The organism is Sphingomonas sp. VDB2 (assembly GCF_047946695.1).
Lineage (GTDB): Bacteria > Pseudomonadota > Alphaproteobacteria > Sphingomonadales > Sphingomonadaceae > Sphingobium > Sphingobium bisphenolicum.
On record NZ_CP159615.1, the window covers coordinates 2,645,170 to 2,665,000 of the forward strand.

Below are 19,831 nucleotides of genomic sequence, written 5' to 3' on the forward strand. Positions count from 1 at the left end.
GATTCTTCATGCGCTGCAACGCGCATGTCGCCGCACCAGCCCACCCAGGCAGGGAGGCCGGGTGGAGGCGTGGGCTGGCGCCGCGATCAAATCAAACGTCCAGATTGGCGACGTTCAGCGCATTGTCCTGGATGAATTCGCGCCGCGGCTCGACCACGTCGCCCATCAGCCGGGTGAAGATTTCGTCGGCGACGTCGGCCTGCTCGACCTCCACGCGCAACATCGAGCGATTGTCCGGGTCCAGCGTGGTTTCCCACAGTTGTTCCGCGTTCATCTCGCCCAGCCCCTTGTAGCGCTGGATCGCCAGTCCCTTGCGGCCCGCGGTCAGGATCGCGTCGAGCAGCTCGCTCGGTCGCGTCACCATCGCGCCCTTGGTCGGTGCGGCGGGCAGGTCATCGTCATTCGCCTCGGCGGCCAGCGCCTTGACCGTGATCAGGCGGCTGGGTGTCAGATAGCTGCCGGCATCTTCGGCGGCGATGCTGTGCAGCTTGCGCGCTTCGGCCGATCCGACGAAGCCGCCCTCGATCACATGATGGTCGGTGACGCCGCGCCACAGGCGCTGGAAGTGGAAGCCGCCCTCTTCGGCGACGCTGCCGGTCCAGCGGCCCTCGGCATCCTGCGCGCCCATCCAGGCGACGGTTGCGGCCAGACGCTCGGCCTGGGTGCCCTGATCCAGCTCGGGATCGAGCGCGCCATTGAGGCTCAGCGCCTCGATGATCGCGGGATTGTAGCGGCGCGGCACATAGCGCATCACCGCGCGCATCCGGCGGGCATGTTCGATCAGGCTGCGCAGATCCTCGCCGGTGCGCGGTCCCTTGCCGGTTTCCAGCGCCATCGATTCGACGCCATTGTCGACCAGATATTGCTCCAGCGCGGCTTCATTCTTCAGATAGACTTCGGACCGGCCGCGCGTCGCCTTGTAGAGCGGCGGCTGGGCGATATAGAGATGCCCGCCCTCGATGATCTGCGGCATCTGCCGATAGAAGAAGGTCAGCAGCAGCGTGCGGATATGCGCGCCGTCGACGTCCGCGTCGGTCATGATGACGATCTTGTGGTAGCGCAGCTTTTCCAGGTTGAAATCGTCGCGAATGCCCGTGCCCATCGCCTGGATCAGCGTGCCGACTTCCTTGGACGACAGCATCTTGTCGAACCGCGCACGTTCGACGTTCAAAATCTTGCCCTTCAGGGGCAGGATCGCCTGATTATGCCGGTTGCGCCCCTGCTTGGCCGATCCGCCCGCCGAATCGCCTTCGACCAGGAAGAGTTCGGACTTGGCGGGGTCGCGCTCCTGGCAATCGGCCAGCTTGCCTGGCAGGCTGGCGATATCCAGCACGCCCTTGCGCCGGGTCAGCTCGCGCGCCTTCTTGGCGGCCTCGCGCGCGGCGGCGGCGTCGATCACCTTCTGCACGATCATCTTGCCGTGCGCGGGATTTTCCTCCAGCCATTCGGCCATCTTGTCGGCCATCAGGCTTTCGAGCGGCTGGCGCACTTCGGAACTGACCAGCTTGTCCTTGGTCTGCGAGCTGAATTTGGGATCGGGCAGCTTCACCGATACGATCGCGGTCAGGCCCTCGCGCATATCCTCGCCGGTCAGCGACACCTTCTCCTTCTTCAGCGCGCCCGACTTTTCCGCATAATTGTTGAGCGTGCGGGTCAGCGCCGCGCGGAACGCCGCCAGATGGGTGCCGCCGTCGCGCTGCGGGATGTTGTTGGTGAAGCAGAGGACGTTTTCATAATAAGAGTCGTTCCACTCCAGCGCGACGTCGATCGTCACGTCGTCGCGGGTGCCCGAAATCGCGATCGGCTCCGGCATCATCGCCGATTTGTTGCGGTCGAGATATTTGACGAAGGCCGCGATGCCGCCCTCATAATATAGCTCGATCTCCTTCGTCTCTTCATGGCGCGCATCGACCAGGAACAGGCGCACGCCGCTGTTGAGGAAAGCCAGTTCGCGATAGCGATGCTCCAGCTTCTCGAAATCATATTCGGTATGGTTCTTGAACGTCGCGCCGTCGCCCGGCGCCTTCTCCATACTGGCCAGGAAGGTGACGCGCGTGCCCTTCTTGAGCGTCCCGTCTTCTTTGGCGGGCGCATCGCCGATCACCGCCAGCGGCGCGGTCGCATCGCCAAAGGCGAAGCGCATATAATGTTCCTTGCCGTCCCGCCAGATATTGAGGTCCAGCCATTCGGACAGCGCGTTGACCACCGACACGCCCACGCCATGCAGGCCGCCCGACACCTTATAGGCATTGTCGTCGCTGGTATTCTCGAACTTCCCGCCCGCGTGCAGTTGGGTCATGATGACCTCGGCCGCCGACACGCCCTCTTCCGTGTGGATGCCGGTCGGAATGCCGCGCCCATTATCCTCGACGCTCACCGATCCGTCGGGATTCAGCGTGATGGTGATGCGGTCGCAATGCCCCGCCAGCGCTTCGTCGATCGCATTGTCCGAAACCTCGAACACCATGTGATGCAGGCCCGATCCATCGTCGGTGTCGCCGATATACATGCCGGGGCGCTTGCGCACCGCGTCCAGGCCTTTGAGCACCTTGATGCTGTCGGCGCCATATTCATTGCTGTTGGGGGTATTGACGGGTTCTTCGCTCATGCCGAGCATATAGGGAAAGCGGCCCCAAAACTAAAGCGAAACATGGCGGCTTCCGCTTGGGTCGGGCGCGGTCTATCACGGCGTTCATGCGCGTCGCCCCTCTCCTCCTTTTGCCCTTGCTGCTGCCGATTGGCGCCTGCTCGAAAAGCAACGACGTCTATGAGGAATTGCCCAACAGCTCGCTCGCCGGCGCGCCGCGCGCGGACGTGCCCGAAACCCGCATGGATGCGCCGGTCGCGCGGCCGGTGACGATCGGCGAGGACGGACCGCGGCTCGACGCCTGCGGCACGCTGGGACAGGTCAGCCGTGCCGGCCCCAACGGCCTGGGCCTCCATGCCGCGCCCTTCGGCGACGCGAAGGAACTGGGCCGACTGGCGGAGGGCCAGCGGGCCTACGTCTGCACCCGCAGCCTCGACCAGAAATGGCTGGGCGTCGTCGTCCTGCCCGCACCGGCGGCTGGCCAAGCGCCGCCGGCGGCCGACTGCGGCGTGGTGTCTCCCGTGGAACGCAAGCAGCCCTATGCCGGCCCCTGCGCCAGCGGCTGGGTCGCCAGCGCCTATGTGCGGCTGATCGCGGGTTAAATCCCGCCCAGAAAATCGATCTTGCCGACCGGCACGCCCGCCTGGCGCAGCAGCGCATAGGCCGTCGTCAGGTGGAAATAGAAATTGGGCAGGGCAAAGGTCAGCACATGGCTGCGCCCGGTGAAGGGAATCTCGCCACCCGGCACCTTGAGCACCACGGCGGCGTCCTCCCGCCCGTCGATCTTCTCGCGCGGCACCGCTTCCAGCAGAGCGATCGTTCTGGCGATGCGCGCCTGCAATTCCGCGAATGTCTGCTCGGTATCCGCCATCGCCACCGGCTCCAGCTCGCCCAGCCGCGTGACCGTGCCCTTGGCGGTGTCGCAGGCGAACTGCACCTGCGCGGTCAGCGGCTTCATGTCCGCGATCAGTTGCGCGCCGGTCAAAGTCGCCGGGTCGATGCCCCTTTCGGCGGCAAAGGCGGCGCCCTTGTCGAGCAGTCCCGACAGCGCGGTCAGCCCGCGGACGAACAGCGGCACGGTCAGGTCATATAATGCGGTCGCCATGGCGCGCGTCCCTCTTCTCATTGGATGCCGGTATCGGCCCTGATCGCATAGATATGGCGGCCGCTGCCGGTATCAATGCCGTGGAGTTCAAACGCATCGACCCGAAGCGGCGCCACCGTCACGCGCGCGCCGGACGCTCCGGCGCGGCGATGCGGAAAAAGGGCAACGCATGGTGGACGATCCAGCCGATCGTCGCGGCATAGAGGATGGTGCCCACGCCCACCGTGCCGCCCAGCAGCCAGCCGATCGCCAGCACGCCGATCTCGATCGCGGTGCGCACCCATTTGACCGGCCAGCCGGTGCGGCGGCACAGGCCCGTCATCAATCCGTCGCGCGGCCCCGGCCCCATCCCCGCGCCGATATAGGCGCCCCCGGCAATGCCGTTGAGGATGATCCCCGCGCCCAGCCACGCCGTGCGCACCCACAGGCCTTCGGGTGTCGGCAGCAGCATCAGCGACAGGTCCACCGCGGTCCCGATCACCAGGATGTTAGCGATCGTGCCGACCCCCGGTCGCTGCTTCAGTGGCCACCACAGCAGCAGCACGAGCGCGCCGATCAGGTTGACGGTCATGCCGAAGCTCAGGCCCATCCGGGGCGCCAGCCCCTGATGCAGCACGTCCCACGGATCCAGCCCCAGATTGGCGCGCAGCATCAGCGCCATGGAAAAGCCGTAGAGGCCAAGGCCCCAGAAGAGTTGCCAAAAACGGAGGGCGTAGCGGTTGTGCGTCATGGGGAGGCTTATTTCGCGCAACTGGCCTTTTCCAAAACAGCCAATTGCGGGTAAATGGCCTTGATCCATGGCCAGATTGGAATGCGCCCCATGTCCACTTCGCTTCTCCGCCCCCCGTCCCTGCTCCGCCTGCTCGGCGCCTGGCGCGCGCAGGACAGCGCCGAACCGGCCTATCGCCAGTTGGCGCAGGCGCTGCGGATGCTGGTGCTGGACGGCCGGGTCGGCCTTAATGTCCGCCTGCCGGGCGAACGCGAACTGGCCGCGGCGCTGGGCCTCTCGCGCACCACCGTCGCCGCGGCCTTCGACCGGCTGCGCGACGAAGGCTATCTGGAAAGCCGGCAGGGGTCGGGCAGCGTCACCCGCATCCCGCCGGGCCGGGCCGAAACGACGCCGGGGGAGATCGACGCGACGACCGGCGGCAACCTGCTCAACTGGACCCATGCCGCCCTGCCCGCCGCGCCCGGCGTCGCGCGCGCCTATGCCCATGCGGTGGAGGCGCTGCCGGCCTATCTGGGCGACCTGGGCTATGATCCGCTGGGCATCATGGTGCTGCGCCGCGCGATCGCGGCCCATTATGAGCGGCGCGGCTGCCCCACCTCCCCGGACCAGATCATGGTCACCAACGGTGCGCAACAGGGCTTTTCGCTGCTGCTCAAATGGCTGGCCGGGCCGGGCGACCGCGTCGTGATTGACCATCCGACCTATCATAACGCGATCCAGGCGCTGCAACGCGCCCATGTCGTGCCGGTGCCGGTCGGCCTGCCCATGCAGGGCTGGGACGTCGACGCGATGGAGGCCGCCTTCCGCCAGACCAGCCCCCGCTTCGCCTATGTCATCGCCGATTTCCACAATCCCACCGGCCGCAGCATGGACCCCGCCACCCGCCGCGCGCTGGTCGCGGCGGCGATGCGTACCCACACGCCGCTGATCGTCGACGAAACGATGGTGGCGATGGGGCTGGACTTCGCGCCGCCGCCGCCGGTCGCGATGCACGATCCGTCGGGGCGGCAGGTTATCACCCTGGGGTCGGCGAGCAAGATTTTCTGGGGCGGGCTCAGGGTGGGCTGGATTCGCGCCGATGTTCAGACGGTCGCGGCGCTCGGCCGTCTGCGCACCACGATGGACATGGCCAGCCCGGTGGTCGAACAGATCGCGGTCGCGCAACTGATCGACGCCGATGTGGGCCTGGGCGAACGGGCCGGCCTGCTGCGCGGGCGGCGCGACCATCTGCTGGGCCTCATCGCGCGTCGCCTGCCCCATTGGCGGGTGGAATCGCCCGCGGGCGGCCTGTCGCTCTGGGCCGAACTGCCCCGTGCGGAGGCGACCGCGCTGGCGGCATTGGCCGAAAGTCTGGGCGTCCGCATCGCCGCCGGCCCGCGCTTCGGCGTCAGCGGGGCGTTCGAACGCTTCCTGCGCCTGCCCTTCACCCTGCCCGAAGAGCAACTCGACATCGGCGTCGAGCGGCTGGTCGAGGCCGACGCCCGGCTCCATGCGCGTCTGCCCAAGGGCCGCGATTCGCTGGCCATGGCGCTGGACGCGGACCGGCTGATTTGAGCGGGCGCTTGCATTGAATGCTGCGTGTTCCCGCGAAAGCGGGAACACGGCATATATATGTATAACAGAAAGGCCGCGCGGATCACTCCGCGCGGCCTTTTATGTCATTCGAAGAACAGACCTCAGTCCGCCTTCTTCGCTGCCTGATAGCGCGCGATCGCTTCCAGGGTGATCTGCTTGGCGTCCTCCGCCCCGCCCCAGGTGCCGATGCGGACCCACTTGGTCTTTTCCAGATCCTTATAGTGGGTGAAGAAATGCTCGATCTGCTCCATCACGATGCCGGGCAGGTCGTCCTTTTCGCTGATGTCGGCATAATAGGGGAAGGTCTTGTTGTCGGGGACGCAGACCAGCTTTTCGTCGCCGCCGGCTTCGTCTTCCAGGTTCAGCACCGCGATCGGGCGCGCGCGCACGACGGAGCCGGGGACGAAGGGCGAGCGGGCGATGACCAGCGCGTCCAGCGGATCGCCGTCGGGCGACAGCGTGTGCGGCACGAAGCCGTAATTGGCCGGATAGCGCATCGGCGTGTGCAGGATGCGATCCACGAACAGCGCGCCGCTGGCCTTGTCGAATTCATATTTCACCGGTTCGCCGCCGACCGGCACTTCGATGATGACGTTCAGGCTGTTGGGCGGATCGTCGCCGACCGGGATCAGTTCGATGTTCATGGAAACGCCTTCTGCTTCATGTTGCGTTGCGGGTGAGTCACGTTCTGGCTTTGAGCAGCTTATCGAGACTGCCTTCACCCTCTCCTGTCTTTTCGAGGCGCGGATAGCGCAGCCCGCCCGAATAATCGAGTGTCAAAACACGATAGTATTTATCCTGCTTTAGGATGATCTGGATCGGCGTCTTGGCCTTGATCGCCGCTTTCCATGCGTCGCCCGAATATTCGTCGCCATTGACCGCAACGATCTTCGCGCCGGTCACAAGGCCCGCCTTGAACGCCGCGCTGTCCCAGATGACGCCACTGACTTCGCCGTCATTCTTGACGATCGCGCCGATGCCGAAACTCTGGTCGACCATCTTGTTGGCGCCCTCGGCCGCCTTGGTGATGGCGCCCGGTTCGTCGCCATAGACGAGGGAGTAGCCGCCCAGGATGAAGCCGCCCTTGGGCGTTTCCCTGGTGGGTGCATCCACATATTTCTGGAAGAAGCCCGCCCAGTCATAGGGCGCGATAGCGTTCAGCGTCTTGATGACGTCGCCGCGATTATAGACGACCTGACCCCAGTCGCCCGGATTGATGCCGAAGAAGGCCTTGGCGAAATCGTCCAGCCCCTTCCTGCCGCGGGTCGCCTTGGCGATGATCGCGTCGGCCTCCAGCCAGATCATCAGCCCTTCATTATAATAGTCCTCGGACCGCTGCCAGCTTGCCCAGCCCTTGGGCCGGCGGGCGGAGATGATGGGATCATGGGTAGTGTCCTCCATCGGGCGCCACTGGCGGCCGACCGCCGTGTCCAGCTTGGCCGCGATCTGGGCATAGGCGTCCAGCGTCTCCTGCTTGCTGAACATCCCCGACCGCGCGCCCAGCACATAGCCCCAGAATTGCGTCTGCCCTTCATAGACCCACAGAAGATTATCCTGCATCGGCACGTTGAAGTCTGGCGTCCACAGCAGGTCCGGGCGGCGGAACTTGCCGTCCCAGCTATGGGTGAATTCATGCGGCAAGAGGTTGCGGTCCAGCAGCGCCTCGCCCTTGTCCCAGCTCTTGAAATAGCCCGGTTCGACCTGGTTCTCGGACGAGCGATGATGCTCCAGGCCGATCCCGCCCATCTCGTCGGTGATGGCGAGCAGGAAGTCATAATGGTTGAAATGATAGGCGCCGAACAAGGCGCCTGCCTCCGCTACCAGCTTCTTGTGCTTGGCGATCTGCTCGGGCTTGTAATCCAGTTCGTCGGCATCGTCGGCGACCAGGTTCAGCGTGACGTTTTGCCCCAAGTCCACCGCCTTGAAATGCGTGCCTGCGAACACCGGCGAATCCTGCAACGCTTCATAGTCGATCGTCTCATAGGCGACGACATTGCCGCTCTTCGTCCCGCGCAGCGCGGTCGCGGCCTGCCAGCCGGCGGGATAGGTCACGGTCGGCTGGATCGGGATCTGGCGCGTATAATAGCCGGCGGGATAGAGCGACACGCTCTCCCACTGGATGTTCAGCATCTTGGGCGTCACGACGACGCGGCCCTGGGCGGGCTGGGTGGCGGACAGGAACTGGAACTGCGCCACGACTTCGGTCACACCCTGCGGCACGTCGAGATTGAAGGCATAGACGTTCAACGGATCGCGCTTCCATGCCAGCGTCTGGCCATTGGCGGTAAAGGTCAGGCCCGTCAGCTTCTCGATCTGCCCGCGCGGGGCGTGATTGCCCGGCAGCCAGGCCGGCATCATCAGCGTCATCGGCCCGGCGGCGGCGACGGGGATCGTCTCCTTGACGCGGAAGATGCGCTGGACCGTGTCGGTCGCATCGACCTCCAGCTTGATGGTGCCGCCCGGATAGGGGATGTCCTTTGGTGCAGGTGCGGCGCTGTCGACGGGCAGGGCGGTCGGCTTGGACCGGATCGCGTCCTGGGCGAAGAGCGGGCTGGCGATGGCCGTCGAAAGGCAAAGGGCGGCAGCAATGCTGCGGATCATGGAGGTCTCCGAAAATGCAGATGGGCCGAACGGCCCGATTGCCCCTAGCATGGCGAGGGCGCGGCGCGTCGTCCACCCCCTGATGGCGGCCGGTAAAAAGCGCGTTTCCTTGGGGGTGATTTGCCGTTAAAGGCCCGGCCCCATGGCGAAGATAGAAACGCCGCGCCCGGTGCGCGGAACGCAGGACATGCTGGGCGGCACCACGGAGGCGTTTGCGGAACGCTTCGCCCATGTGGTCGCGACCTTCGACCGGGTGCGCAAGCTTTATGGCTTCCAGCGGGTCGAAGTGCCGGTGTTCGAATCCACCGCCGTCTTCGCCCGGTCGCTGGGTGAAAGCACCGACGTCGTCTCGAAGGAGATGTACACGTTTACGGATCGCGGCGGCGACAGCATCACCCTGCGCCCCGAATTCACCGCCGGGATCAGCCGCGCCTACATCACCGAAGGCTGGCAGCAATATGCGCCGCTCAAAGTGGCGACCCACGGCCCGCTCTTCCGCTACGAACGCCCGCAAAAGGGCCGCTTCCGCCAGTTCCACCAGCTCGACGCCGAAATCATCGGCGCGGGCGAACCGGGCGCCGACGTGGAACTGCTGGTGCTGGCCGACCAGTTGCTCAAGGAACTGGGCGTCGCAGACGGCGTGACGCTCACCCTCAACACGCTGGGCGACGGGCCGAGCCGCGATGCCTGGCGCGCGGCGCTGATCGCCCATTTCGAGGCGCATCGCGACCAGTTGTCGGAAGACAGCGTCGAGCGGCTGGCGAAGAACCCGCTGCGCATCCTCGACAGCAAAGACCCGCGCGACCGCCCGGTCGCCGACAGTGCGCCGGACATCGACGCCTATCTGACCGACGAAGCGCGCAGCTTCTTCGAGAAGGTGACGAGCGGCCTCGATGCGGCGGGCGTGGCATGGGAACGCAATGCCCGGCTGGTGCGCGGCCTCGATTATTATCGCCACACCGCGTTTGAATTCATCACCGATCGTCTGGGCGCGCAGGGCACGGTGCTGGGCGGCGGGCGTTATGATGGCCTTATCGAGAATCTGGGCGGTCCCGCGACCCCGGCGGTCGGCTGGGCGGCCGGGATCGAGCGGCTGGCGATGCTGGTGGATATGCCGGACATCGAGAAGCCCAGCGTGGTGCTGATTCCTATGGGCGAAGCGGCCGAAACGAAGGCGATCGGCATCGTCGCCGATCTGCGTCGCGCTGGCGTCGCCTGCGACATGGGCTATCGCGGCAATATGAAGAAGCGGATGCAGCGCGCTAATGCGTCTGGTGCGTCATGGGCGATCATATTGGGCGACGATGAACTGGCCCGCGGCGAAGCGTCGGTGCGGAATCTAGGCACGGGCCAGCAGCAGGCCGTCGCGCTGGACGCCCTGATCGGGACGGTGACGGCGCTCTGATGCACATCTCCGCCGAACGCATCGCGCAGATCGAGGCGCGCCGGGACGAGGTGCAGGCGTCGATGACGCGCGCCGACCTCGCGCCCGAAGCGTTCGTGAAACTGTCGAAGGAATATGCGGAGATCGAACCGGTCGCCCGCGCCGCGCATGAGGTGCGCCGCCTGCGGCAGGAACTGGCCGCGCTCGATGTCATGGCGGGCGGCGGCGGCGATCCCGACGCCGACCCCCTCATGCGCGAAATGGCGCAGGAGGAAATGCAGATCCTCAAAAGCCAGCTTCCGCAAGCCGAACGCGCGCTGGCGCTGCAATTGCTCCCCCGCGACGCCGCCGACGCCCGCCCCGCCATGCTGGAAATCCGCGCCGGCACCGGCGGCGACGAAGCGGCGCTCTTCGCGGGCGACCTGTTCCGCATGTATCAGCGCTATGCCGATACCCAGGGCTGGAAGATGGAACTGATGTCGGCCAATGCGTCCGAAGTCGGCGGCTTCAAGGAAGTGGTGGCCAGCATCAATGGCGTCGGCGTCTTCGCCAAGCTGAAGTTCGAAAGCGGCGTCCACCGCGTCCAGCGCGTCCCTGCGACCGAAAGCGGCGGGCGCATCCACACCAGCGCGGCGACCGTCGCCATCCTGCCCGAGCCGGAAGAAGTCGACGTCCAGATCGCCGACGGCGACCTCAAGATCGACATCTACCGCGCATCGGGCGCGGGCGGTCAGCACGTCAACACCACCGATTCTGCCGTGCGCATCACCCATCTGCCCACCGGCACCGTCGTCATCCAGCAGGACGAACGCTCGCAGCACAAGAATAAGGCAAAGGCGATGCAGGTGCTGCGCGCCCGCCTCTACGAAGCCGAGCGCGAGCGCACCCAGAGCGAACAGGCCGGCGCGCGCAAGGCGATGGTGGGATCGGGCGACCGCTCCGAACGCATCCGCACCTATAATTTCCCGCAGGGCCGCGTCACCGACCACCGCATCAACCTGACCCTGCACCGTCTGCCCGAGATTCTCGAAGGCCCGGGCCTTGCCGACGTCATCGACGCGCTGGTCGCGGAAGATGAAGCGGCAAGGCTGGCGCAACTGGACGGGGTGTCTTGATCCCTTTGCCCGCATGACGATCGAGGGCGTGGCAGACGCGCTCCGTGCAGCCACTGTCCAACTCGCCGTCGCCAGCGACACGGCCCGGCTCGACGCCGAACTGCTGATGGCCCATGCGCTGGGCCTGTCGCGGGGTGACATGCTGCTGCGCCAGCGCGACCTCGGCACCCCCGATACCTTCCCCGCGCTGCTGGACCGACGCCTGTCGGGCGAACCGATCGCCCATATCACCGGCACCCGCGATTTCTGGACGATCAGCCTGTCCGTCACGCCCGACACGCTGATCCCTCGACCCGACAGCGAAACGCTGATCGAGGCGGCGGTCGATCATTTCGCAACCCAAGCGCCCGCCACGATCCTCGACCTGGGCACCGGCTCCGGCGCCCTCCTGCTGGCGGCGCTGGCGCAATGGCCCGGCGCGCACGGGCTCGGCATAGACGCTTCCCCACCCGCGCTCGCGGTGGCGCAGGGCAATGCGATGCGACTGGGCATGGCCGACCGCGCCGTTTTCCGCTTGGGCGACTGGGCGCAGGATGTGGAAAGCCCGTTCGACCTGCTGCTCATCAACCCGCCCTATATCGTCGCCGACCTGCCGCTGTCCGGCGACGTGCTGCGCGAACCGGCCAGCGCGTTGTTCGCGGGCGCCGATGGCCTGGACGATTATCGCCGCATCGCGCCCGATTTGCCGCGGCTGATCGCGCCGGGCGGCATGGCCGCGATCGAGATCGGCCATGACCAGGCGGTCAGCGTCACCGCGCTGTTGAAGGAAAGGGGGCTGGCCGTCGCCCTGCGGCGCGACCTGGCCGGGCACGACCGCTGCCTGATCGTGACAAACCCAGGTTAGAAATGGTCGATTTACCATCGGGCAAGCGAAAATTGCTTGGTTTATCGCGCGAAAGCCACTACATCAGCGTCAGGGACGGCTCTATCTTGTGACATGGTCGCTTAGATCGTTGATAGAAAAGGCCGTTTTCCCGCTCCTTAAAGTCATGACGGCGCATGCTGCGCAGCGCCGCTGGCAGTCGGGGTAATGATCCGGGAAGGATCATGCCGTGGCGGAGCCGTATCCGGCCTGAAGGACAGGCCGTGCTTGGGGATGGCGACTGAACAGTGTTTTCAGTGAATGATATCATAGCGAACGCAAGGATCATGTCTTGATCAACAACCGGCAGGCCGGCCGCCGCAATCGCGGCCGGAACAATAATAACAACGGACGTCCCAACGGCAATAATCGGGGCGGTGGCGACAACGGTAATCGCATCGACAACCGCGCCCGCGGCAATGCGACCCAGCTTCTTGAGAAATACAAGAATATGGCCCGCGACGCCCAGATGGCGGGCGACCGGGTGAATGCCGAATATTATCTCCAGTTCGCCGATCATTATTTCCGCGTGCTCGCCGACAACCGCGCCCGCCAGGAGGAACAGAACCCCCGGCAGCGCACCCGCGACGAGAATTTCGACCAGGATGGCGACGATTTCGACGGCGGCTACGATGGCGTCGACGATTTCCGCAGCGACCAGCAGCACGCCTATGATCGTACCCCGCGGGAGCAGGCCCCTCGTGAACAAAATGGGCGGGACCAGGGCCAGCGTGAACAGGGTCAGCGCGACCAGCAGGCCCCGCGTGACCAGCAGGATCGCCGGTCTGAGCGTCAAGACGATCGCGAAGCCCGCGAGCCGCGCGACAATCGCGACTATCGGGAACCCCGCGAGGCGCGCGCCGGCAATGTCCGTCGCGACCGTCCCCGCCGCGATCGCTTCAATGCCGACGGCGATGCCCCGGTGCAGCAGGAAATGGGCGTAGAAGGCCCGGCGGGCAATCCCGCCACGGAAGCCCCGCGCCAGCAGCCGGTCGTCCAGACCGCACCCGAAGCGGCCGCGCCCGAAGCCGAGGCCCCGCGCCCCCGTCGCGGTCGCCCGCGCAAGGTCGTGGCTGAAGCGGAAGCGAGCGAAGGGCTGGACCTGGCGGTGCTGCCGCCCTCGATCGCCCGCGCCGACAATGACGCCGAAGTGGCCGAGGAAGCGCCCAAGAAGCGTACCCGTCGCGCCCGCCCGGCGACCGAAGCCGCCGAATAAGCGCTCGATAGTGAAAAAAATCAGGGGACGGCGCCGCAACGCGCCGTCCCCTTTTTCATGGCGCTGTCTTTTCTCGCCGCTACCGACAAGCCGGCTTTGCAACCCCGGCGCGATCCGGCACAAGGCGCTAGAGCGGTTGATCCGATTGTATCGGATCAACCGCTCTAGATTATTGGTTTTACGCGATTTCCGAGTCATCAGATGATTTCATCTGATTAGAAATCGCTCTATATATCTGGCACATATCTGGAGAGAGGCCGATGAGAGCCGCGCACCTGCTGCCCCTGATGCTCACTGCCCTGCCCCTGTCGGCCCTGTCCCCTTCGGCGATGGCGCAAAGCGCGGCCGATCCTACCGGCGCCACCGCGCAGGGCGATGTCGCCGTCACCATCTACAATAATGGCCAGTCGCTGGTGCAGGACGATCGGCAATTGCCGGTGACGGCAGGCCGCAACCGCATCGAATTTCCCGACGTGTCGGCCCGCATCCGCCCGGAAACGGTGAACCTGTCCGGCCCCGGCCTCGCCATCGTCGAACAGAATTTCGATTATGACCTCCTTTCCCCCGACAAGTTGATGGACAAGGCGGTGGGGCAGGAAGTGACGCTGCTGCGCACCAACCCGGCCACCGGCGCGGAAACGCGCGAACGCGCCAAGATTCTCGCCGCCAATGGGGGCATTGTCCTCCAGATTGACAGCCGGATCGAGGTGCTGCGCGACGATGGCCTGCCGGTCCGCGTCATCTTCGACCGGGTGCCCCCCAATCTGCGCGCCCGTCCCACCCTATCGGTCACGGTGCAGGCGGATCGCGGCGGCACGGTGCCCGCGCGCCTCTCCTACCTCACCCCCAATCTGGGCTGGACGGCCGACTATGTCGCGCTGTTCGACGCGGCCAAGGGGGCCATGGACATGCAGGGATGGGTCACGCTCACCAACAATACGGGCACGACCTTCACCGACGCGAAGACGATATTGGTCGCGGGCAACCCGGCCAATGGCGGCGGGCGCACCAACTGGTGGCAAACAGGCAGCGGCGCGATCGATCAGGCCGGGACCGAAAGCGGTCCACGCGAACGGCTGGGCAACTATTATCTCTATCCGCTCGCCGCCCGCACCACGATCGCCAATGCGCAGCAGAAACAGGTCAGTTTCCTCGACGTGAAGGGCGCTCCGGCTCGCGCCACCTATGAATATGTCAATGGCTGGCTCGGCAGCTCCGCCGAACCGATGAGCGCATCGAGCGTGCTGAAATTCTCCACCTCGAAGGAAGGCGGCCTGGGCGATCAACTGCCTGCCGGCACGATCCGCGTCTATATGCGCGACGCGCGCGGCAACCCGCAATTCATCGGCGAAAACAGCATCGACCATACGCCCATGGGGTCTTCCATGGCGCTCCGCACCGGCGAGGCGTTCGACGTGAAGGTGCGCCCCACCGTCGAACAGCGCACGCGCAAGGGCAGCGCGCGCTGGGAAACCAGGATGCGCTACACGCTCACTAACGCCCGTTCCGAATCCGTGACGATCGATCTGGCGCAGCAGGGATTATGGGGCGACACGCGCGTGACGGCGCAAAGTCTGGAAGGCAAGCGCGTCTCTGCCGACCGGATGGAATGGAGCGTGCCGGTGCCGGCCAACGGCACGATCGACCTCAGCGTCACCTTCGATTCGCGCTACTGACGGGAGAGCGCCCGTGCCGCGCATTCTTGTCCTGTTGTTGGCGCTCTGGGCGCTGGCCATCCCGGCGCAGGCGGAAACGATCGTTTCGCCCCGCGCCGATTCCGTCTCCGTCACCGTCTACCGCGCGCCCTTCCGGGCCAAGGGGCCGATCGACCGCGACTGGCCGGGCGGCTATGCGCTCGTCACCGAAAGCCGCACCGTCGATCTGCCCCAGGGCGACTCGGTCGTGCGGTTCGAAGGGGTGGCCGAAGGACTGATGCCCGAAACCGCGATCCTCTCCGGCATGCCGCGCGGCGTGCGGGAAAAGAACCGGGACGCCCGGCTGCTGTCCCCCGCCGGCCTCGTCGACGCCTATCTCAAGCGCAGCGTCACCCTGCGCCGCACCGACCGCAAGACCGGCAAGGTGACCGAGCAGGACGCGATCATCAGCGCCGGGCCGACCGGGGGCGTGATTCTCAAGACGGCGCAGGGCTATGAGGCGCTGGGGTGCAGCGGCCTGCCAGAGCGGATGCTCTATCCGCAAAGACCCGCCGATCTGTCGCCCCGCCCGACCCTGTCGGTGATCGCCACAAGCGACCGGCCGACCCGCGCGACGCTGCAACTCACCTATCTGGCCGAAGGGTTCGACTGGGCCGCCAACTATGTCGCGGACATGGGCGACGATGGCAGCATGCTCGACCTCATGGCCTGGCTGACGGTCGCCAATGGCGGGGTCACCGGCTTTCCCGACGCGCAGTTGAGCGTCATCGCGGGCCAGCCCAACAAGCAGGCGCGCGGGGTGCAACCGCGCCCGACCGGCGGTCCGCTGCGCCTGACCTGCTGGCCGATGGACGTCACCAGCACCCATCCGCGCTGGGATCTGTTCCCGGTGCAGGCGCCCGAAGCCGCGATGATGATGGAGGGCGCGCAGGACATCGTCGTCACCTCGATGCGCCGCACCGAACGCGTCGCCATGGCAGCGCCCGCGGCGCCGCCCCCTCCTCCGCCACCGCCACCGCCGCCGCCCGAAGATGTCGGCGACCTCAAACTCTATCGCGTGCCGGTGACCGTCGATGTCGCCGCCAATGCCCAGAAGCAGGTCGCGCTGCTGCGCCAATCGGGCGTCAAGGTCGAGCGGCTCTATGCCGCCACCATCGGCTATGGCGACGGCGCGAGCGACTCGCGGCCGATGATGCTGCGGCTGCGATTGCAGAATCGCAAGGATGACGGCCTCGGCCTGCCCATGCCGTCGGGCCGGGTCGCGATCTTCGAGGATGTCGGCGGCCTGCGCCTGCTCGCGGGCGAAGCCGATATCGGCGACAAGGCGGAAGGCGAACGGGTCGATTATGACATCGCGGCCAGCGCCGACGTCCGCATCGCCGCGCGGGCGACGGGACAGTCTCGCAAGTCCCGCAACTGGGCGATCACGCTGAGCAACGCCCGGCCCTTCGCGGTGACGGCGGAAGTCACCATCCCGCACGACATCATGTCGGCCCCCGCCGACATGGAGCGGCGTGGCAACGGATGGATCTGGCGGGTCACGATCCCGGCCAACGACACGGTGACCTGGTCCTATGCGGAGCGGCTGGCGCGCTGACCGTCAGGCGTCGGACGTCAAAAGTCGGGGAGGGGCCGCGGCCGGTGATTGGCGTCCAGCGCCACGAACGTATAGACGCCGCTGGTCAGCAGCACTTCGTCCATGCCGACGCCGCGGATCGCCACCACGTCAATCCGGATCGCGACCGACGTGCGGCCGCGCCGTTCCTCGACCGCATAGACCGACACGACATCGCCCAGCAGGATCGGCGTGATGAAGGTCATGCTCTCGATCGCCACCGTGGCCACCGCGCCGCGCGCGATTCGCGCCGCGACGATGCCGCCGGCGATATCCATCTGGCTCAGCACCCAGCCGCCGAAGATGTGGCCGTTGGCGTTGATGTCGGTCAGATGCGGCACCAGCCGCAGCACCACCTCACCCCGCTTTCCGGTTTTCGCCGTGTCAGTCGTCAAGCGGCACCTCGTCCTTCAGCCTGTCCATCACCTGTTCGTCATGCCCGGTGCCGCTCGACAGGAATGTCAGCGCCATCAGGCCGGTCCCCAGCATGAAGGTCAGCCATACGCCCAATATGGTGGCGATCACCATGTGAATCGGCAACTGGCCGGCCCACCAATGGAGGAACAACAGCGCCAGTCCGACACAGACCGCGCCGCCCAGCGCCATCCACGCCATGATGCGGCGAAACCGCGCCCAGGCGGTTGCGGCGATCTGTGGATCATCCAGGGCTTGCTTGCGCGTCATCTCTTTTCATTGGGCCGCGAAAGTGGGATCATCAAGCGCCTATCGGGAAATGTCTCGGAAAAGGAGAGTGGTCATGAGCATCGCAACGATTTTGCAGGGCAAGGGCGACGTTGTCAGCGTACGGCCCACCGACAGCGTGCTCTCCGTCGTGCAATTGCTGGCGGAACGGCGGATCGGTTGCGTGCCGGTGGTTGAGGATGGGCAGGTCGTCGGCATTTTTTCCGAACGCGATGTGGTCTATCGGGTCGCCACCGAAGGCGCAGCCGCACTCGACCATGATGTCGGCGAAGTCATGACCGCGCCCGCCATCACCATCGACCATCAAACGCCGGTAATTCACGGCCTGTCGCTGATGACGAAGCGGCGTATCCGCCATCTGCCGGTCGTGGTCGACGGCGCGCTGGTGGGCATGATCTCGATCGGCGATCTGGTCAAATTCCGGATCGATACCATCGAATCGGAAGCCGCGGCGCTGCGCGACTATATCCAGACCGCCTGATCCGGCCCCAGCCGTCGGTTCAGGCCGGGGCCTGGACCGGCGGCGCGCGCCGCACCACCAGCGCGACCAGTTCCATCAACGTGCCGCGCGCGCACAGCATCAGCGCGGCGAGGAAGGCCAGCCCTCCCGCCGGCACCAGCACGCACAGCCGCAACGGCGCTGCCAGCGGCGGCAGCAGCCGGTCGATCGCCATCACCACCCCCGCCATCAGGATCGAACAGCCCAGCCCCGGCGCGGCGGCGCGGATCAGGTCGGCGAATTGCAACCCCATCGGGCCGCCCGCCAGCCGGGCAGTAACTGCGGTCAGAATCGGGAAGGCGATCAGCCAGGCCCAGGCCAGGCCGATCGCACCGGACTGGATGCCGATCAGGAAGGCGACCGGCATCAGCACCGCGCCGACCGCGGCGACTCGCGCGGTCGTGCCGGGGCGGCCCAGCGCATTGCTGACCGGCGCGAACATCACCTGCAGCGTCATGAACGGCATCGCCAGCGCCAGGATCGCGACGAAGGGCGCCATTTCCAGCCATTTCTGCCCGAACAATGTCTCGACCAGCGGCTCGGCCGTCACCGCCATGCCCAGATAGATGGGACAGGTCAGCAGCAGCAGCAGCTTCACCGCCTTGCAGAAGGACCAGGCCACCCGCGACACGTCCTTCTGCATCCGCGCATAGGCGGGGAAGGCGACGTCGTTGAGCGGCGGCACGAATTTGCTGACGAAAATCTGGGTCAGGAACAGGGCTTCGGCGTAGAGGCCCAGTTGGTGCGGTTCCAGCATCCGGCCGCCGATGAAGATATCGGCCTGGCTCTGGACGATCCAGAAGAGCTGCCCGCCCAGCAGCGATGCGCCATAGGCGACCATCGCGCCGGTGCCGCGGAAATCGAAGCTGGGTATCGGCCTGAACCCGGTCGCGATGACATAGCCTGCCGCCTTGATCCAGAAACCCGCAATCGGCGCGAACACCAATGTCCATACGCCCCATCCCGACAGGGCGCCGATCAGCGCCACCGCGGCCGAAGCGATCGCGGCGATCAGGTTGACGAGGGCGGGCCGCTTGAAATCGAGCGCGCGTCCCATGATCGCTTCGGGCACGGAGAGGAAGGGGGTGGAAAGATAGAGCAAAGCCTGCACCCGCAGCAGGTCGGCGACCATCGGCTGGTCATAATAGTCGGCCGCCAGCGGCGCGATCGCCAGTTGCAGCAGCGCCAGCGCGCCGTTCAGCAACAGCATGATGGTGAAGGCTTGCCGCAGCCGGTGTGTCTCGACCGTGTCGGACTGCACCAAAGCGCTCACCAGCCCATAGCCGTTGAGGAAGGTCGCGAAGTTCAGGATCACCTGGGTCATGGCGAACAGGCCGTAATCGGCTGGATCGAGCAGGCGGATGACCGCGAGCGTCACCACCCAGCTCATCATCTGCGAGAGGATCTGACTGCCCGATCGCCAGAAGATGGCGCTGCGTATCCGTGCGCCGAAACCCGCGTCATTCGCGTCGGCATCCTGCAATGTCATGCGCCCGTCTTTCCTGAAATCCGATCGATCATGCATCGGCTGTAGCGCCCAACCCCCAAAAATTTCTGAAATAAAATTGCAAAAAGCATTTGACGGGTCAGGGCGACGCGCTTAGAGGGCTGTTCACCGGACGGGGCGCTGCCATCAGGAAGCGCTCGGCACGGTCGCCAACATAGACGGACGACAGTCCTCCGAAACGCAAGGATCGGGGTGGCATGGTTGTCCGCTCTGATGTTTGGCAGGGTTCTTTGACATTGTGATTGAGATGAAGGGACATGTGGGCGGCGGCTCCGGTCTGTGGCGGCTTTCAGGCGTCATGCGATCGGTTAAATTAGGCCGTTCCTTATTGGGGTTTGTCGGGCTTGCCCGGCAGATCGTTCATATGTCTCAATATATTCCACAAGACTATATTGTGCAGGAATGGCTCCTGGAAATGAGCGGTATATATCGGCCTTATTCCGGCTGGTATGTATCGGACATCAAACTTGAGAGTTTGATCCTGGCTCAGAACGAACGCTGGCGGCATGCCTAATACATGCAAGTCGAACGAGATCTTCGGATCTAGTGGCGCACGGGTGCGTAACGCGTGGGAATCTACCCTTGGGTTCGGAATAACGTCGGGAAACTGACGCTAATACCGGATGATGACGAAAGTCCAAAGATTTATCGCCCAGGGATGAGCCCGCGTAGGATTAG

At 65.6% G+C, this 19,831-nt stretch carries 17 protein-coding genes and 1 rRNA gene (1 of these 18 cut by a window edge); 10 read left to right on the forward strand and 8 right to left on the reverse strand.

Features of this window, described 5'->3' with window-relative positions; translation table 11 throughout:
- Positions 1 to 91 precede the first annotated feature (91 nt).
- Positions 92 to 2,608, reverse strand: a complete 2,517-nt coding sequence (gene gyrB / locus ABT375_RS13210; protein WP_224546673.1) for a DNA topoisomerase (ATP-hydrolyzing) subunit B — start codon at positions 2,606 to 2,608, stop codon at positions 92 to 94.
- 86 nt (positions 2,609 to 2,694) lie between these two features.
- On the opposite strand from gyrB, the gene ABT375_RS13215 reads away from it, so the two are divergent.
- Complete coding sequence (locus tag ABT375_RS13215) at positions 2,695 to 3,189, forward strand: hypothetical protein (protein WP_416462895.1); 495 nt, start codon at positions 2,695 to 2,697, stop codon at positions 3,187 to 3,189.
- On the opposite strand, the gene ABT375_RS13220 is transcribed toward ABT375_RS13215, so the two are convergent.
- Complete coding sequence (locus tag ABT375_RS13220; RefSeq protein WP_416462897.1) at positions 3,186 to 3,692, reverse strand: DUF1993 domain-containing protein; 507 nt, start codon at positions 3,690 to 3,692, stop codon at positions 3,186 to 3,188. The two genes, ABT375_RS13215 and ABT375_RS13220, sit on opposite strands and share 4 nt — an antisense overlap.
- Positions 3,693 to 3,810: 118 nt before the next feature.
- Positions 3,811 to 4,422: a YczE/YyaS/YitT family protein gene (locus tag ABT375_RS13225; RefSeq protein ID WP_261935790.1), complete on the reverse strand. Its 612-nt coding sequence runs from the start codon at positions 4,420 to 4,422 to the stop codon at positions 3,811 to 3,813.
- 90 nt (positions 4,423 to 4,512) lie between these two features.
- Here ABT375_RS13225 and ABT375_RS13230 point away from each other — a divergent pair, with 90 nt between their 5' ends.
- A complete protein-coding gene (locus ABT375_RS13230; RefSeq protein ID WP_224546680.1) occupies positions 4,513 to 5,976 on the forward strand; it encodes a PLP-dependent aminotransferase family protein in 1,464 nt (487 codons plus the stop codon).
- A gap of 122 nt (positions 5,977 to 6,098) precedes the next feature.
- On the opposite strand, the gene ppa is transcribed toward ABT375_RS13230, so the two are convergent.
- Complete coding sequence (ppa, locus tag ABT375_RS13235) at positions 6,099 to 6,641, reverse strand: inorganic diphosphatase (protein ID WP_224546682.1); 543 nt, start codon at positions 6,639 to 6,641, stop codon at positions 6,099 to 6,101.
- Between the two features lie 37 nt (positions 6,642 to 6,678).
- Complete coding sequence (locus ABT375_RS13240; RefSeq protein WP_224546684.1) at positions 6,679 to 8,598, reverse strand: M61 family metallopeptidase; 1,920 nt, start codon at positions 8,596 to 8,598, stop codon at positions 6,679 to 6,681.
- Positions 8,599 to 8,740: 142 nt separating this feature from the next.
- Here ABT375_RS13240 and hisS point away from each other — a divergent pair, with 142 nt between their 5' ends.
- The 6 genes from hisS (at position 8,741) to ABT375_RS13270 (ending at position 16,427) form a co-directional block, all read left to right on the forward strand.
- Positions 8,741 to 10,003, forward strand: coding sequence for a histidine--tRNA ligase (gene hisS / locus ABT375_RS13245; RefSeq protein WP_416462900.1), 1,263 nt, complete (start codon positions 8,741 to 8,743; stop codon positions 10,001 to 10,003).
- Positions 10,003 to 11,097 carry a peptide chain release factor 1 gene (prfA, locus tag ABT375_RS13250; protein WP_416462901.1) on the forward strand — a complete coding sequence of 365 codons (1,095 nt, stop codon included), beginning with the start codon at positions 10,003 to 10,005 and terminating at the stop codon, positions 11,095 to 11,097. The genes hisS and prfA overlap by 1 nt, the downstream gene beginning before the upstream one ends.
- 13 nt (positions 11,098 to 11,110) lie before the next feature.
- A complete protein-coding gene (gene prmC, locus ABT375_RS13255; RefSeq protein WP_416464901.1) occupies positions 11,111 to 11,941 on the forward strand; it encodes a peptide chain release factor N(5)-glutamine methyltransferase in 831 nt (276 codons plus the stop codon).
- Between the two features lie 310 nt (positions 11,942 to 12,251).
- Positions 12,252 to 13,175 (forward strand): DUF4167 domain-containing protein, encoded by a 924-nt coding sequence (locus ABT375_RS13260; RefSeq protein WP_416462903.1) that lies wholly within the window; start codon positions 12,252 to 12,254, stop codon positions 13,173 to 13,175.
- Between the two features lie 260 nt (positions 13,176 to 13,435).
- Positions 13,436 to 14,851, forward strand: a complete 1,416-nt coding sequence (locus tag ABT375_RS13265) for a DUF4139 domain-containing protein (protein WP_416462904.1) — start codon at positions 13,436 to 13,438, stop codon at positions 14,849 to 14,851.
- A gap of 13 nt (positions 14,852 to 14,864) precedes the next feature.
- Positions 14,865 to 16,427 (forward strand): DUF4139 domain-containing protein, encoded by a 1,563-nt coding sequence (locus ABT375_RS13270; RefSeq protein ID WP_416462905.1) that lies wholly within the window; start codon positions 14,865 to 14,867, stop codon positions 16,425 to 16,427.
- 17 nt (positions 16,428 to 16,444) lie between these two features.
- On the opposite strand, the gene ABT375_RS13275 is transcribed toward ABT375_RS13270, so the two are convergent.
- Together ABT375_RS13275 and ABT375_RS13280 are read right to left on the reverse strand one after the other, a co-directional pair.
- Entirely contained in the window at positions 16,445 to 16,840 is a 396-nt protein-coding gene (locus tag ABT375_RS13275) for an acyl-CoA thioesterase (RefSeq protein ID WP_224546691.1), read from the reverse strand.
- Complete coding sequence (locus ABT375_RS13280; protein WP_416462906.1) at positions 16,830 to 17,129, reverse strand: hypothetical protein; 300 nt, start codon at positions 17,127 to 17,129, stop codon at positions 16,830 to 16,832. The genes ABT375_RS13275 and ABT375_RS13280 overlap by 11 nt, the downstream gene beginning before the upstream one ends.
- 73 nt (positions 17,130 to 17,202) lie before the next feature.
- Between ABT375_RS13280 and ABT375_RS13285 the strand changes: the two genes are divergently transcribed.
- Entirely contained in the window at positions 17,203 to 17,628 is a 426-nt protein-coding gene (locus ABT375_RS13285; RefSeq protein ID WP_224546694.1) for a CBS domain-containing protein, read from the forward strand.
- Between the two features lie 19 nt (positions 17,629 to 17,647).
- Here ABT375_RS13285 and ABT375_RS13290 read toward each other — a convergent pair whose 3' ends face one another.
- Positions 17,648 to 19,135 (reverse strand): lipopolysaccharide biosynthesis protein, encoded by a 1,488-nt coding sequence (locus tag ABT375_RS13290; protein ID WP_416462907.1) that lies wholly within the window; start codon positions 19,133 to 19,135, stop codon positions 17,648 to 17,650.
- A 481-nt stretch (positions 19,136 to 19,616) separates the two neighbouring features.
- On the opposite strand from ABT375_RS13290, the gene ABT375_RS13295 reads away from it, so the two are divergent.
- Positions 19,617 to 19,831: ribosomal RNA gene (locus tag ABT375_RS13295) — 16S ribosomal RNA — on the forward strand (it continues 1,272 nt past the right edge of the window).

Bases quoted from the DNA above. Each gene is read 5' to 3' on its own strand.
- gyrB (WP_224546673.1), bottom strand. From the start codon at position 2,608: ATGAGCGAAGAACCCGTCAATACCCCCAACAGCAATGAATATGGCGCC.
- ABT375_RS13215 (WP_416462895.1), top strand. From the start codon at position 2,695: ATGCGCGTCGCCCCTCTCCTCCTTTTGCCCTTGCTGCTGCCGATTGGC.
- ABT375_RS13220 (WP_416462897.1), bottom strand. From the start codon at position 3,692: ATGGCGACCGCATTATATGACCTGACCGTGCCGCTGTTCGTCCGCGGG.
- ABT375_RS13225 (WP_261935790.1), bottom strand. From the start codon at position 4,422: ATGACGCACAACCGCTACGCCCTCCGTTTTTGGCAACTCTTCTGGGGC.
- ABT375_RS13230 (WP_224546680.1), top strand. From the start codon at position 4,513: ATGTCCACTTCGCTTCTCCGCCCCCCGTCCCTGCTCCGCCTGCTCGGC.
- ppa (WP_224546682.1), bottom strand. From the start codon at position 6,641: ATGAACATCGAACTGATCCCGGTCGGCGACGATCCGCCCAACAGCCTG.
- ABT375_RS13240 (WP_224546684.1), bottom strand. From the start codon at position 8,598: ATGATCCGCAGCATTGCTGCCGCCCTTTGCCTTTCGACGGCCATCGCC.
- hisS (WP_416462900.1), top strand. From the start codon at position 8,741: ATGGCGAAGATAGAAACGCCGCGCCCGGTGCGCGGAACGCAGGACATG.
- prfA (WP_416462901.1), top strand. From the start codon at position 10,003: ATGCACATCTCCGCCGAACGCATCGCGCAGATCGAGGCGCGCCGGGAC.
- prmC (WP_416464901.1), top strand. From the start codon at position 11,111: ATGACGATCGAGGGCGTGGCAGACGCGCTCCGTGCAGCCACTGTCCAA.
- ABT375_RS13265 (WP_416462904.1), top strand. From the start codon at position 13,436: ATGAGAGCCGCGCACCTGCTGCCCCTGATGCTCACTGCCCTGCCCCTG.
- ABT375_RS13280 (WP_416462906.1), bottom strand. From the start codon at position 17,129: ATGACGCGCAAGCAAGCCCTGGATGATCCACAGATCGCCGCAACCGCC.
- ABT375_RS13285 (WP_224546694.1), top strand. From the start codon at position 17,203: ATGAGCATCGCAACGATTTTGCAGGGCAAGGGCGACGTTGTCAGCGTA.
- ABT375_RS13290 (WP_416462907.1), bottom strand. From the start codon at position 19,135: ATGACATTGCAGGATGCCGACGCGAATGACGCGGGTTTCGGCGCACGG.